This window comes from Pantoea sp. AG1095, assembly GCF_003208415.1.
In the GTDB taxonomy this organism is placed as follows: domain Bacteria; phylum Pseudomonadota; class Gammaproteobacteria; order Enterobacterales; family Enterobacteriaceae; genus Pantoea; species Pantoea leporis.
Genome location: NZ_QKMJ01000012.1, coordinates 1 through 15,206, shown reverse-complemented (window position 1 = coordinate 15,206; position 15,206 = coordinate 1). Strand labels below are relative to the sequence as shown.

The window sequence follows — 15,206 nt, the reverse complement described above, 5'->3', positions numbered from 1 at the left end:
GTACCTTACCTGGCTTAAAAATGGACCTAATCCAGCCCGATAAATAGTTTATCTAACTGATTGATCTATGATTTTAATTTAAGCCTTATAAGTAAATTCCGATTATTCCCATTCCGTACCAATAATTAGTGCAAAAGTGAAAAACTCTGCCGTGAAATGCGCAGCCATTCACTTATCCTATCAGCCTGAAAAAAGGCGTTAAAAAAAAGCAGCTAACGCCAATTCGCCGTATTTATCACCAGAAAAACCCCGACTTCCTGCCCTCTTTTACTCATGCTGAACTCTGGTAATTTGTTGCCCTATACTGAACGCGCCCGAAATCTGGGTAAATCCTACATTCATTGATTCATATAAATGCAGGAAACGTTGTTATGAAAAAACTGATGGTTGCCGGTGCAGCCTTACTTTACGTTGCCGTTTCTTCCGCTGCGATTGCCGCGCCGGAAGAAGCTGGTGCTGCAGCAGGCGCGCAGGCGGGAGCAATCTCTTCCGGCGCGTCTACCGCTGTGGGTATCGGCGCGCTCGGTGCGTTAGTGGGTCTCGGCATTGCTGCTTCTGGCGGCGGTGACGGTGCAAATACCGGTACAACAACAACCACCACAACGAGCACCACTCGTTGATGTAGCACCTTTAAGCATAACCACACACCCGTGTGGTTATTTTTTGCTTGGCTTATTTAGACAGGGATACACCGTGCGCCGACTCTCTTTGCTACTTCTTTGCCTGTTGTTGCAGGCCTGCACACAAACACAAAAAGGTCTCGAACAAACCGTGATGCTGGCCGTGAATGGCCCGGATGATGTCACGGTCACCAACGAGCAGGTTGCTAACCTGCCCTACGCCAGCCTCTATGCCCGCATCAATGAAGGACCGCGCATCTTCGTGGTGCTCGGTTACAACGAAAACGGCCAACAGAAGTGGATCACCCAGGATAAAGCGATGCTGGTGATGCAGCATGGCCGTCTGATCAAAACCCTGGGTTTACCGAGCAACCTCGCTGACGTCAGTAACCTGGCGCAGGATCCGCTCGCCGATGCGCTGCATCTGCAAAACGGTGCCAGCTGGACGCGCGTGGTGCAGTGGCGCGAGCAAGATAAAGTGCGTGCCGCCACAGCGGTTTCCCGCTTCGAGCGCGGTGACGATACGGTGCTGGACATCGCCGGTGAACGCGTACCGTGCCGCGTCTGGCATGAAACCGTGCGCATGGAGAACGTAGGCGCGGAGTGGCAGAACACCTTCTGGATCGATAACCGTGATGGCACGGTATTGCAGGCCAACCAGATGCTGGCCGCCGATGCCTTCCCCGTTGAAACCACCATTCTGAAGCCGGCGAAATCATGAAAAAAATAACTCCAATGCTGGCAGCATTGACGCTGCTCACGGCTGGCCACGCACTGGCGGCGGCGCAAGTCACCGTTCACGATCTGCCGGGAAAAAACACACTACAAATTAACGATGCGCAGAATCTTAGTCAGTTGCTCACCCATCCTGAACTGCGCAGTTGGTGGCCGGGCACGGTGATTGCCGAACGCGGCGCAACGGCGGTAGCACAGCAGCAACAGAAGCAGCTGCTGGCCGATCTGCGCGCCTGGCAAGCCGAAAGCGGCGAGTCGTTGGCCGCAACCATCGGCTCGGTTATCCACCAGCTTGGCGCGCTGCAGGTAACGGGCCGCCAGTTCACCTCGCTCGATCCCGATGACGTGCGTCTGCGTCCACAGGATAACCGCACGCTGCAAGGCAGCTATGACCTCTATACGCTGGCGCAGCCGACGCAGGTGCTGGTGCTGGGGGCGTTGAGCAATCCGGGTAAAGCGCGCTGGCAGCCGGGCCGCGAAGTGCGTGATTACCTTGAAGGCCACGATCGTCTGTCCGGCGCGGAACGCAGCTATGCCACGGTGATTGCGCCGTCCGGCAGCACCCAGCAAGTTCCGGTCGCTTACTGGAATCATCGCCATATCGAAGTGGAACCCGGCAGCATTATCTGGCTCGGTTTCACCTCATGGAGCTTGCCATGGGGCCAAAGCGATTTGAATGAGCGCATGCTTTCCGTTCTGACTCACCGGATACCAGACTGATGAAAAAACAATTACTTCTCAGCCTGTTGGCTGCTTCTGTTTCCGCCGCTTGCCAGGTGCATGCGGAAACCTGGCCTGAACCGGTCGGTCCTTCTCAATCGGATTTTGGTGGCGTTGGCCTGATGCAGACGCCCACCGCGCGTATGGCGAAAGAGGGCGAATTTAGCGTCAACTTCCGCGATAACGATCAATATCGCTACTATTCTGCCTCGCTGCAGCTGTTCCCGTGGCTGGAAACCACCGTACGCTATACCGATGTGCGTACCCGCCGTTACAGCGCAGTAGAAGGTTTCAGCGGCAACCAAAGCTATAAAGATAAAGCCTTCGATGTGAAGCTGCGCCTATGGCAAGAGAGCTATTGGCTGCCAGAAGTGGCGGTTGGCTCACGCGATTTAGGCGGTACCGGTCTTTTCGACAGCGAATATCTGGTGGCGAGCAAAGCATGGGGCCCGTTCGATTTCACCTTGGGTCTGGGCTGGGGTTATCTCGGCAACAGCGGCACCATTAAGAACCCGTTCTGCTCCTACAGCGACAGCTTCTGTAGCCGCACCGGCGGTGGCGAAGCGGGTTCAATTAATGGCTCGCAGATGTTCCACGGTCCGGCGGCGCTGTTTGGCGGCGTAGAGTATCAAACACCGTGGCAGCCGCTGCGCCTCAAGCTGGAGTACGAAGGCAATGATTATCAGGATGATTTCGCCGGTCGTTTGGATCAGCGCAGTAAGGTCAACGTCGGCGCGATTTATCGCCTCACCGACTGGGCGGACATCAACGCCAGCTACGAGCGCGGCAACACCTTTATGTTCGGCTTTACCCTGCGCACCAATTTCAACGATCTGCATCAGTCGCATATCGATAGCGAGAAGCCGGCCTACAACCCGCAGCCGCAGGGCGATCTGTTGCAGCCAACGGTGGTGGCAAACCAGCTGACCGATCTGAAGTACAACGCAGGACTGAATGGCCCGCATATTCAAACCAAAGGCAGCACGTTGTATGTGTCCGGCGAGCAGACCAAATATCGCGATACGCGCGAAGGGGTCGATCGCGCCAATCGCATTATCATGAACAACCTGCCGGCCGGCATCGATACCATCGACGTCACCGAGTCGCGCTTCAATATGCCGCAGGTGAGCACGCGCACCAACGTTGCCAGCCTGCATAACGAACTCGTGGGTTATCCGCTGGGGCATGAACAGCCGCTGCAGCAGACGCGTGAAAATCCGGTCGATCCCGGTGCCACCGAGCAAGGTTTCTTCATCCGCAAAGATCGTCTGAACTACAGCCTGTCGCCGGTGCTGAATCAGTCCGTCGGCGGACCGGAAAGCTTCTACATGTATCAGGTTGGCGTGATGGCCAACGCCGATTACTGGCTTACCGATCACCTGTTGGTCGGCGGCAGCCTGTTTGGCAACCTCGCCAATAACTACGATAAGTTCAACTACAACGGCGCACCGGCGGATTCAACGCTGCCGCGCGTGCGTACGCATATTCGTGATTACGTTGAGAACAACGTTTACGTTAACGATCTGCAAGCCAACTACATGCAGGCGCTCGGCAACGGTTTCTACGGCCAGGTTTACGGCGGTTATCTGGAAACCATGTACGGCGGCGTCGGCGGCGAAGTGCTGTATCGTCCAATTGATAGCAACTGGGCATTCGGGGTTGATGCCAACTACGTGAAGCAGCGTGATTGGGACAACATGATGCAGTTCACCGATTACAAAGCGCCAACCGGACATTTCACCGCGTACTGGCGTCCGTGGTTTATGCAGGACGTATTGGTGAAAGCCAGCGTCGGTGAATATCTGGCGAAGGATAAAGGCGTTACCGTAGATGTGTCGAAGCGGTTTGATAGCGGCGTGATGGTGGGCTTCTACGCCACCAAAACCAACGTGTCGGCGGAAGCCTATGGCGAAGGCGACTTCACCAAAGGCTTCTACATTTCGGTGCCGATGGATCTGTTTACCGTGACGCCAACGCGAGGCCGCGCGCAGGTGAACTGGGTGCCGTTGACGCGTGATGGTGGGCAGATGCTGGGTCGCAAATATCAGCTGTATGACCTGACGTCAGATCGTGATGCGCGATTTAATTAACATCAGCGCGGGTGGTGTGAAACCCGCGCGATAAATCGCGCCGCTACGGAGAGGTGCACATACTCCGTAGCGGCGCCATTTATTGCGCGTTACCGACTATTAATCTGCGTCATAACCCAAATTGGGTGCCAGCCAGCGCTCAACTTCGCTCACGCTCATGCCTTTACGCGCGGCGTAATCTTCCACCTGATCGCGCTGAATCTGCGCCACGGCGAAGTATTTGCTATCAGGATGGCTGAAGTACCAGCCGGAAACCGCTGCGCCTGGCCACATGGCGTAAGACTCGGTGAGTTTCATGCCGGTATGTTTTTCTACCTCCAGCAGCTGCCAGATCGGTGCTTTCTCAGTGTGTTCCGGACAAGCCGGATAACCCGGTGCGGGACGAATGCCCTGATAGTTCTCGCGAATCAGCTCTTCGTTGCTGAGATTTTCATGGGCGGCAAAGCCCCAAATCACCTTCCGCACGCGCTCGTGCAGATATTCAGCAAAGGCTTCTGCCAGGCGATCCGACACCGCTTTCACCATGATTTTGTTGTAATCATCGTGCTGCTTGTCATACGCCTCGGCCAGCGCATCTTCCTCAATTCCGGCGGTAACCGCAAACGCGCCGAGATAATCGGCTTTGCCGCTGGATTTTGGGGCCACAAAGTCGGCTAAACAGTAGTTGGCGAAGTCGGTTTTCTCGGTCTGCTGACGCAAATGATGACTGACGCACAGCACCTGATTGCGGTTCTCGTTGCTGTAGATTTCAATGTCATCGCCGACACGGTTGGCCGGGAAAATCCCCACCACGCCGCGTGGATTGAGCGTGCCGGTGCTGCTCAGCATATCGAGCATGGCGTTGGCATCGGCAAACAGGCGTTTGGCCTCTTCGCCCACCACTTCATCTTCCAAAATGCGCGGATATTTGCCGGCCAGCGACCAGGTCATAAAGAACGGCGTCCAGTCGATGTAATTGCGCAGCGTTTCAATGCTGGCTTCGACCGGACTCACACCGAGACGGTGCGCCACCGGCGGCGTATAGCTTTCCCAATTGATGACATAATCATTATCGCGCGCAGTTTGCAGGCTCACCGGCGGCGTGCGCGGCTTTTTGCGCGCGTGCTGAATACGCACCGTGTCGTACTCTTTGCGCGTGCGTGCCACGAAATCTTCTTTCAGCGTCTCGGAGAGCAGCGATGACACCACGCCCACGGTGCGCGAGGCGTTCTGAACGTACACGGTTGGGCCGCTGTAATTCTGCTCGATTTTCACTGCGGTATGCGCTTTCGAGGTAGTCGCGCCGCCAATCAGCAGCGGGATGGTGAATCCCTGGCGCTCCATCTCTTTGGCGACGTTAACCATCTCATCCAGCGACGGCGTGATCAGGCCGGAAAGCCCGATGATATCGGCGTTCTCGGCAATCGCGGTTTTGAGGATTTTGTCACTCGGCACCATAACGCCGAGGTCAATGATTTCGTAGTTGTTACATTGCAGCACTACGCCGACGATATTTTTGCCGATGTCATGCACATCGCCTTTTACCGTTGCCAGCACAATCTTGCCGTTGCTGCGTCCGGCCTCTTTGCTGGCCTGAATATAAGGTTCGAGATAGGCCACCGCTTGCTTCATCACGCGCGCTGATTTTACCACCTGCGGCAGGAACATCTTGCCCTCGCCGAACAGATCGCCAACCACGTTCATGCCGGACATCAGCGGCCCTTCAATCACTTCAATCGGCCGCGCTGCTGCCTGGCGCGCCTCTTCGGTATCCAGCTCAATAAACTCGGTGATGCCTTTCACCAGCGAGTATTCCAGACGTTTTACCACGTCCCAGCTGCGCCATTCGGCCTGCTGTTTCTCCTGCTCGCCGTCGCTTTTGCTGCCGCGATATTTCTCCGCCAGTTCCAGCAAGCGCTCGGTGCCATCGTCACGACGATTCAGCACCACATCTTCCACCGCGTCACGCAGTTCGGCAGGCAGATCGTCGTAAATCGCCAGCTGACCGGCGTTCACGATGCCCATGTCCATGCCGTTGCGGATGGCGTAATAGAGGAACACCGCGTGAATCGCTTCACGCACCGGTTCATTGCCACGGAACGAGAACGACACGTTGGAGACGCCGCCGGAGATCATCGCGTGTGGCAGTTCGCGCTTGATGTCTTCGCAGGCACCGATAAAGTCCATCGCGTAATTGTTGTGTTCTTCAATGCCGGTCGCTACGGCAAAAATATTCGGGTCGAAAATGATGTCTTCTGGCGGGAAACCGACCTCTTCGGTCAAAATCTTGTAGGCGCGACGACAGATCTCGATTTTGCGCGCCCGCGTATCCGCCTGGCCCACTTCGTCAAACGCCATCACCACCATCGCTGCGCCGTAGCGACGCACTTTGCGCGCGTGCGCGATAAACGGTTCCACGCCCTCTTTCATCGAAATAGAGTTCACAATGCCTTTGCCCTGAATGCACTGCAGGCCTTTCTCGATCACTTCCCATTTGGAGGAGTCGATCATAATTGGCACGCGGGCGATATCCGGCTCACCAGCAATCAGATTGAGGAAGCGCACCATCGCCGCTTCCGCATCCAGCATGCCTTCATCCATGTTGATGTCGATGATTTGCGCACCGTTCTCTACCTGTTGGCGTGCCACATCCAGCGCTTCGTTGTATTTCTCTTCTTTGATCAGACGCTTAAATTTGGCCGAGCCGGTGACGTTGGTGCGTTCACCGACGTTGACGAACAGCGAATCGGCCTGAATGTTCAGCGGTTCAAGCCCGGCTAAGCGACAGGCAACCGGAATCTCTGGCAGCTGGCGCGGCGCAACGCCTTCTACTGCGGCCGCCATCGCCGCGATGTGTTCCGGCGTGGTGCCGCAGCAGCCGCCGATAATATTGAGGAAACCGGCGCGCGCCCACTCACCAATTTGCTCAGCCATGATCGCCGCATCGAGATCGTATTCACCAAAGGCGTTGGGCAAACCGGCGTTCGGGTGCGCGGTCACATAGCTTTCGGCAATGCGCGACAGCTCCGCCACATACTGGCGCAGTTCGTCCGGGCCCAGCGCGCAGTTGAGGCCAAACGACAGCGGTTCGGCGTGGCGCAGCGAGTTATAGAAACCTTCGGTGGTTTGGCCGGAGAGCGTACGACCGGACGCATCGGTGATGGTGCCGGAGATCATCAGCGGCAGCTTCACGCCCATCGCTTCCATCTCGGCCTGCACCGCGTAGATCGCCGCTTTGGCGTTGAGGGTATCGAACACCGTTTCGATCATGATGAGGTCGGAGCCACCGGCGATCAGCGCATGCGTCGATTCGCGGTAGGCTTCCACCAGCTGGTTAAAGGTGACGTTACGATAGGCGGGATCGTTGACGTCCGGCGAGATAGAACAGGTGCGGTTGGTCGGGCCCAACACGCCCGCCACGTAGCGCGGACGATGCGGCGTTTTCGCCGTCCATGCGTCGGCGCTGGCACGCGCCAGTTTGGCGGCTTCGAAGTTGATCTCCGCCGACAGCGCTTCCATCGCGTAATCGGCCATCGCAATGGTGGTGGAGTTGAAGGTGTTGGTCTCGAGAATATCCGCGCCGGCAGCGAGATAGGCATCGTGGATTTCGCGGATCACCTCTGGTTTGGTTAGCACCAACAGATCGTTGTTGCCCTTCAAATCAGATGGCCAGTCGGCAAAGCGGCTGCCACGGAAATCCTGCTCACTCAGTTTATAACTCTGGATCATGGTGCCCATGCCACCGTCCAGAATCATAATGCGTTGCGCCAGCTGCTGCTGCAGCATTTCTGTTTTGTTGCTCACTCTCGCCCCGTCCACGTCATTGCGTTGGCTAATATGCCAGCCAGTCATACTGGCACAACTTGCAGGTGATCAAAAGTCAGCTCAGATGAGACATTTTCAGCTATTGCCGATGACAGGTCTGACCAGAAAGTCAGCGTTTGCATTAATGCGGTTAAAAACGAAAATGGTTTCCAGCATTAATGCGAATTGGAGACGTCATGGCAACCCCTGCGCCCGTGAAACGCGGCAAGAAACCGCGTGCGACAACGGCTACCACCAGCGCGCCCGTCGGCGGGCAAGTACAATCTTTGACGCGTGGTCTGCGCCTGCTGGAGCTGATTGCCGAATCCCACGGCAGCGTGGCGCTGACCGAACTGGCACAACAGGCCGGTTTACCCAACTCCACCACTCATCGCCTGCTCTCCACCATGCAGCAGCAAGGTTTTGTGCATCAGGTGGGCGACTTGGGTTTGTGGACCATTGGTTCGCACGCGTTTGTGGTCGGCAGCAGCTTCCTGCAGAGCCGCAATCTGCTGGCGATTGTGCATCCGCTGCTGCGCAAGCTGATGGAAGATGCCGGCGAGACGGTGAATCTGGCGGTGCTGGATCTCAGCGATTATCAGGCGGTGATCATCGATCAGGTGCAGTGTACGCAGCTGATGCGCATGTCCGCGCCGATTGGCGGCAAGCTGCCGATGCATGCATCCGGCGCCGGCAAAGCGTTTCTGGCGCATCTGAGCGATGAGCAAGTTACCGCGCTGCTGCATCAAAAAGGGCTGCATCACTACACGCCGAAAACGCTGATGTCGCCGCACAGCCTGAAGGAGAATCTGGCGCTGATTCGTAAGATGGGCTTTTCGCACGATGATGAAGAGCACGCGCTGGGTCTGCGCTGCGTTGCGGCACCAATTTATGACGAACATGGCGAACCCTTCGCCGCCATCTCAATCTCCGGCCCGATTGCGCGCATGACTGACGACCGCATCACCGAGCTGGGTGCGCTGGTGATCCGCGCCGCGAAGCTGGTGACCCAAACCTATTCTGGCCGCTAAGCGGTCACCGACGCATAGCGCGCGCTGAAACGCTGGCTAGCGCGCCACGCAATTACCTCTTCAATATGCCCTTCGCGGATGCGCGTTTGCAGCGCGCGCCACCAGTTGGGATCAAACAGCTGCGGATGCAGCGCCTGCAGCAGTTTGCCGGTCGAGGGTTCGCTGCACAGCGCATAGCGGAAGGTTTCCGGGAACACATCATCCGGCCCGACGCTGTACCAAGGCTCAGCCTGCAGCTCATCTTCCTCATAGCGCGCCTGCGGCACATCGCGGAACACCAGTTCGGTCATCGGGCGGATTTCGTCGTAATCGTAAAACACCACGCGGCCATGACGCGTCATGCCAAAGTTTTTGTACAGCATGTCGCCGGGGAAAATATTCGCCGCCGCCAACTGACGAATCGCATCACCATATTCGCCAATCGCGTGCTGCCGCTGTTCCGGCGAAGCCTGAGCCAGCCACAGATTAAGCGGCTCCATGCGGCGTTCCAGCCACAAATGGCGGATGATCACCACATCGTCGCGCAGCTCGAGCTTTTCCGGGATATCGCGCTCAAACTCCGCCATCAGCTCGGCCGGAATACGCGCGCGCGGTAACGCAAAGTGCTCAAACTCCTGCGTATCCGCCATACGACCCACGCGATCGTGCTCTTTGACCATGCGATAGCAGTCGCGCACCTGCGCATCGGTGACCTCTTTTTGCGGTGCGAAGCGGTCTTTGATCACCTTAAATACGCGATCAAAACCCGGCAGCGTGAACACCATCATTACCATGCCGCGAATGCCGGGTGCGACGGTGAAATCTTCCTGACTGTGCGCCAGATAATGCAGGTATTCACGGTAGCATTCGGTTTTACCGTGCTTCTGACAGCCAATCGCCATGTAGCGCTCTGCCACGGTTTTTCCCGGCAGAATCGGTTGCAGCCACGCCACCAGCGCGGCCGGAACCGGCGCGTACACCATGAAATAGGCGCGGGCAAAACCAAACACGATGCTGGCATCATCGCTGTCGGTGAGACAGGTATCGATCCACAAACGGCCAGCATCATCGCGCTGAATCGGCAGCAAACAGGGCACCATGCCATCACTCAGCTGCAGGCGCGCCACTATCCACGCGGTTTTGTTGCGGTAAAACAGTTCGCTGGCGACATCCAGCGTCGCCGTCGCCAGCTGTGTGGCACCAAACTGCTCGTGCAGATGGCGCACAATCCAGCCGATATCGCGCGTTTGATCCTGCCACGTTAGACGCAGCGGAATGTCATTCAGCACCTGACGCAGTGTTTCCTCCCAACTCTGCTGCGGACGATAGAGGCGTGACAGCGGGCGCGGCGCAACCGGTGCGGGCGCATAGGGCTGCGACGGCAAGATAAACAGACGCTCGGGCGACAAATGGCTGTGGCCCTGCAGGCGACAATAGACCGAATTGAAGAAGCTTTCGGCGATTTCATGGCGCGGGTAGCCGGGCAGCAAGGTTTCGTAATGGCTTTTCACCCGCAGCCAGAATGCGTCATCCCAGTCCGAAGTGTCATTGAGAATGCGCAGCTGGTTGGTGACCAGGCCAACATGGTGATCGTAAAGATGGATACGCGCTTTCATTGCCTGCTGCACCGCGTGCCAGTCGGCCTGCTCGAAGCGCTGTTGCGCACCGGCGGTGATATCCAGAAAGCGGCCATACTGCGCGTCAAAACCTTGCAGAATGGTGTGGGCGATCAGCGATTCTCTCGGCGTCATCGGCAACGCTCCTTTAGCGGTAAGTGGTCGCCATTGAATGGCGACCTTACAACGGCTTCAGAATTGTGCGGCTTCGGTGGAGCCGGTCAGCGCGGTCACGGAGGATTGTCCGCCCTGGATGACGTTGGTGACGCGATCGAAATAGCCGGTGCCCACTTCCTGCTGATGCGATGAGAAGGTGTAACCCTTATCGCGCGCCGCAAACTCCGGCTGCTGCACTTTCTCCACGTAATGGCGCATGCCTTCGCCCTGTGCATAGGCGTGCGCCAGGTCAAACATGTTGAACCACATGCTGTGAATCCCGGCGAGCGTAATGAACTGGAAGCGATAGCCCATTTCGCTCAGCGCCTGCTGGAAACGGGCGATAGTGCGATCGTCAAGGTTCTTCTTCCAGTTGAACGAAGGCGAGCAGTTGTAAGCCAGCAACTTGCCGGGATACTGCGCGTGAATCGCGTCGGCAAAGCGCTGCGCCATCTCCAGATCTGGCGTTGAGGTTTCGCACCACAGCACATCGGCATAAGGCGCATACGCTAGCCCGCGGCTGATCGCCTGTTCAATCCCGGCACGCGTGCGGAAGAAGCCTTCCGAGGTGCGCTCGCCGGTGATAAACGCCGCATCGCGCGGGTCGCAATCTGAGGTGATCAGATCGGCGGCATCCGCATCGGTGCGCGCCAGCAACACTGTCGGCACGTTCATGACGTCTGCGGCCAGACGCGCCGCCACCAGTTTCTGAATCGCTTCCTGCGTTGGGACTAATACCTTGCCACCCATGTGGCCGCACTTCTTCACCGCCGCCAGTTGGTCTTCAAAATGCACCGCGCCGGCACCGGCCTGAATCATCGATTTCATCAGCTCGAACGCATTGAGCACGCCGCCAAAGCCCGCTTCCGCATCGGCGACAATCGGCAGGAAGTAATCAATAAAATCACTGTCTTCTGGCGATACGCCGCTGGCCCACTGAATTTGATCGGCACGCTGGAAGCTCTGGTTAATCCGCTCCACCACATTTGGCACCGAATTCACCGGATACAGCGATTGGTCGGGATACATCTGCCCGGCCAGGTTAGCATCTGCCGCCACCTGCCAGCCGGAGAGGTAAATCGCCTCTATGCCGGCTTTCGCCTGCTGCACCGCTTGTCCGCCGGTCAACGCGCCGAGGCTGTTGATGTAGCCTTTGCTCGATTCACCATTCAGCAGCGACCAGAGTTTGGTGGCGCCGCGTTCCGCCAGCGTGCAGGCGGGATTGACCGAACCGCGCAGATTGACCACATCCTCCGCACTGTACGGACGAGTAATTCCCTGCCAGCGCGCATCATTCCAGCTCGATTCCAGTTGTTTGATCTGTTGCGTACGATTCATCGTCATATCTCCAGGTTCAAGGCAGCAGGCGGTAGCCCGGCAGAGTGAGGAAGGAAACCAGTTCGTCATCGGTGGTAATTTGCGCCATCAGCGCGGCGGCATCGTCGAAGCGTCCATTTTGAAAACGTTCTGCGCCAACGGTTTGCTGCAAGGTGGCCAGCTCTTCCTCCAGCAGCCGTTCAAACAGCGCCACCGTGACCGGCTGGCCATCGCTGAGAATTTGTTTGTGATGAATCCATTGCCAGATGGAGGTGCGGGCGATTTCAGCGGTGGCGGCATCTTCCATCAACCCATCAATCGGAACGCAGCCGTTGCCGCTGATCCAGGCTTCCAGATATTGCAGCGCCACGCGGATATTGGCGCGCATGCCGGCTTCAGTACGCTTGCCGCGACAGGGCGCCAGCAGACGTTCGGCGGTGATTGGCGCATCCTGCTCACGCGTGATGTGCAGTTGGTTGGGCTGATCGCCCAGCCGACGGTCAAACTCCTCCATCGCGATATCAGCCAGGCCGGGATGCGCCACCCAGGTTCCGTCGTGACCGTTGCCCGCTTCTCGCGCCTTATCTTCCTGCACCTTTTGCGTCACCCATACATTGCGCTCCGCGTCTTTGCTCGGAATCAGCGCCGACATACCGCCCATCGCCAGCGCGCCACGACGATGACAGGTTCGAATCAGCAGGCGTGAATAGGCATCGAGGAATGGCTGATCCATGCTGATTTGCTGGCGATCCGGCAGGATACGATCGGGATGCTGGCCCAGCGTTTTGATGTAGCTGAAGATGTAATCCCAACGGCCACAGTTCAGGCCAACGACGTGATCACGCAGTTCCCACAGGATCTCATCCATCTGGAATACCGCCGGCAGCGTTTCGATCAATACCGTGGCTTTGATGGTGCCGCGCGGCAGATCGAAGCGATCTTCACTGAAGCGGAAGATCTCACGCCACCACGCCACTTCAGCGGCATGCTCGGTTTTCGGCAGATAGAACCATGGCGCGTGGCCCTTCTCCAGCAGCGCTTCAACGTTGTGGAAAAAGTAGAGCGCAAAGTCGAACAATCCGCCGGGAATGGCCCGATCGCGCCACTCCACATGCTTTTCATTCAGATGCAGACCGCGCACCCGACACATCAGGAGCGCCGGATTGGCGCGCAGCTGGTAGATCTTGCCGGTTTCACTGGTGAAGCTCAGCGTGCCATTGACGGCATCGCGCAGTGTTAATTGTCCGTCGATCAGCTTCTGCCAGGTTGGCGCCAGTGAATCTTCAAAATCGGCCATGAAGACGTTGACGTTCGCGTTGAGCGCGTTGATCACCATTTTGCGATCCGGCGGCCCGGTGATCTCTACGCGACGATCCTGAAGCAGCTGCGGAATAGGACGAACTTGCCACGCATTTTCACGAATGGAAGCGGTTTCCGAATCAAAGCCGGGTAACTCACCCTGATCGTAACGCTTCTGTCGTTGCTGGCGTGCTTTCAGCAGGCGTTCGCGCTCTGGTGCAAAGCGCACCACTAATGCGTGTATAAAGTCGATTGCTTCTGGGGTAAGCAGCTGCTTTTCCGCGTGGGTAAAGGGCTGGCTGAAGGTTAGCGTATTGCTGATAACCGAGTCTGTCATGCGGGCTGCCTCCTGAGTTGATCCATCGTTTAACGATCGGATCCGGATGTAGGGTGTTTTATAACCTGCAAGATCAGAGCATATTGATTTTTATTTTAATTTCAAAAACTATTTCCATTTTTATGTTTATGTTAATTTATCAGATTGATATTTATGTAATTTAATCTCTCGAATTAAGGGCAATAACTTCCACTGGTGAATTGAAGACAAAAAAAAGCCGCGATAGCTTTCGGCTAGCGCGGCAGGATCAAACGAGGTGTTTGATCTATTCGAGTGTTGGATTCATCCGGCGCAGATCGAACGGCGTGATCTGATAAACGTAGTAGTTCAGCCAGTTGGAGAACAGCAGGTTGCCGTGGCTGCGCCAGGTGGCGCGCGGTGGCAGCTCTGGGTTATCGTGCGGGAAGTAGTTGAACGGTACGTCCGGCTGCAGGCCAGCATCGTAATCGCGATGATATTCACCCGAGAGCGTCAGCGCATCGTACTCAGGATGGCCGGTGACAAACGCCAGGCGCTTGTCTTTGCTCGCCATCAGATATGCGCCGGTGGATTCCGACTCGGCAAACAGCTCGAGATCGGTGTAATCGCGGATCAGCTGGCTCGGGAAATCAGCATAGCGTGAATGCGGGGCCAGGAAATTGTCGTCAAAACCGCGCGTTAGCAAGGCGTGGGGATGCAGAATTTGGTGCTCATAAACACCGGACAATTTGTTCTGCCGCGTCTGCTTAGGAATGCCATATAGAATGTTGAGTGCCGCCTGAACCGCCCAACAGACAAAGAGCGTGGAGGTAACGTGTTCATTCGCCCAATGCAGCACGCGCTGAATCTGCGGCCAGTAAGCGACATCATTGAAATCGACCAATCCCAGCGGCGCGCCGGTCACAATCAGTCCATCGAAGTTATCGTTTTGGATGTCTTCGAAGTTGCAGTAGAAGTTGTTCAGATGCTCCGTCGGCGTGTTGCGCGACTCGCGACTATCAATGCGCAGCAGCTGCACATCAATCTGCAACGGTGAGTTAGAGAGCAGACGCAGGAACTGATTTTCCGTCTCAATCTTCTTTGGCATCAGGTTAAGAATCAGCACTTTTAGCGGACGGATCTCCTGAACACTGGCGCGCGACGACGTCATGACAAAGACGTTTTCATCACGCAAAAAATTCACTGCCGGTAATTCGTCGGGAATCCTGATTGGCATAACCTACTCACCTCTTACTGATAACCGTATAAACGTTTAGACATCCAGATGCCCGACATTAGCTTGTTATGTCGGGAATGTCGAGTCTTCATGCGGTTTATGAAAATGTTTCAGCTTTAGGTGGGATTTGGGATAAGTCGTGGCGTATTTATGCTGGATTAGCTTCTTGAAATGAAAGTTTGAGATGAGAGACGTAAAAAAGCCCCGGACTTTCGTCCGGGGCTTCTTCACTATTTGATGCCTGGCAGTTCCCTACTCTCGCATGGGGAGACCCCACACTACCATCGGCGCTACGGCGTTTCACTTCTGAGTTCGGCATGGGGTCAGG

The 15,206-nt window shown here is 56.5% G+C and carries 10 protein-coding genes and 1 rRNA gene; 5 read left to right on the top strand and 6 right to left on the bottom strand.

What is annotated here, in order from left to right; translation table 11 throughout:
* The first annotated feature begins 371 nt into the window (after positions 1-371).
* From yjbE to DEU53_RS19620, 4 genes are all read left to right on the top strand, one after another.
* Positions 372-620, top strand: coding sequence for an exopolysaccharide production protein YjbE (gene yjbE / locus DEU53_RS19635; RefSeq protein ID WP_101763117.1), 249 nt, complete (start codon positions 372-374; stop codon positions 618-620).
* 73 nt (positions 621-693) lie between these two features.
* Entirely contained in the window at positions 694-1,341 is a 648-nt protein-coding gene (locus DEU53_RS19630; RefSeq protein ID WP_110868119.1) for a YjbF family lipoprotein, read from the top strand.
* Positions 1,338-2,075 (top strand): capsule biosynthesis GfcC family protein, encoded by a 738-nt coding sequence (locus tag DEU53_RS19625; RefSeq protein ID WP_110868118.1) that lies wholly within the window; start codon positions 1,338-1,340, stop codon positions 2,073-2,075. The genes DEU53_RS19630 and DEU53_RS19625 overlap by 4 nt, the downstream gene beginning before the upstream one ends.
* Entirely contained in the window at positions 2,075-4,165 is a 2,091-nt protein-coding gene (locus DEU53_RS19620; RefSeq protein WP_110868117.1) for a YjbH domain-containing protein, read from the top strand. The genes DEU53_RS19625 and DEU53_RS19620 overlap by 1 nt, the downstream gene beginning before the upstream one ends.
* 99 nt (positions 4,166-4,264) lie before the next feature.
* On the opposite strand, the gene metH is transcribed toward DEU53_RS19620, so the two are convergent.
* On the bottom strand, positions 4,265-7,948 hold the full coding sequence (gene metH / locus DEU53_RS19615) for a methionine synthase (protein WP_110868116.1): 3,684 nt from the start codon (positions 7,946-7,948) through the stop codon (positions 4,265-4,267).
* 197 nt (positions 7,949-8,145) lie between these two features.
* On the opposite strand from metH, the gene iclR reads away from it, so the two are divergent.
* Entirely contained in the window at positions 8,146-8,979 is an 834-nt protein-coding gene (gene iclR / locus DEU53_RS19610; protein ID WP_110868115.1) for a glyoxylate bypass operon transcriptional repressor IclR, read from the top strand.
* Here the strand turns inward: iclR and aceK are convergent.
* The 5 genes from aceK to rrf all read right to left on the bottom strand — a co-directional run.
* Complete coding sequence (aceK, locus tag DEU53_RS19605; RefSeq protein WP_110868114.1) at positions 8,976-10,709, bottom strand: bifunctional isocitrate dehydrogenase kinase/phosphatase; 1,734 nt, start codon at positions 10,707-10,709, stop codon at positions 8,976-8,978. The two genes, iclR and aceK, sit on opposite strands and share 4 nt — an antisense overlap.
* 57 nt (positions 10,710-10,766) lie before the next feature.
* Positions 10,767-12,068, bottom strand: a complete 1,302-nt coding sequence (gene aceA, locus DEU53_RS19600; RefSeq protein ID WP_101763124.1) for an isocitrate lyase — start codon at positions 12,066-12,068, stop codon at positions 10,767-10,769.
* A 16-nt stretch (positions 12,069-12,084) separates the two neighbouring features.
* Positions 12,085-13,683, bottom strand: coding sequence for a malate synthase A (aceB, locus tag DEU53_RS19595; protein ID WP_110868113.1), 1,599 nt, complete (start codon positions 13,681-13,683; stop codon positions 12,085-12,087).
* Between the two features lie 265 nt (positions 13,684-13,948).
* Entirely contained in the window at positions 13,949-14,878 is a 930-nt protein-coding gene (gene metA, locus DEU53_RS19590; protein ID WP_101763126.1) for a homoserine O-succinyltransferase, read from the bottom strand.
* A gap of 239 nt (positions 14,879-15,117) precedes the next feature.
* A 5S ribosomal RNA gene (gene rrf, locus DEU53_RS19585) occupies positions 15,118-15,206 on the bottom strand; the annotation flags it as partial.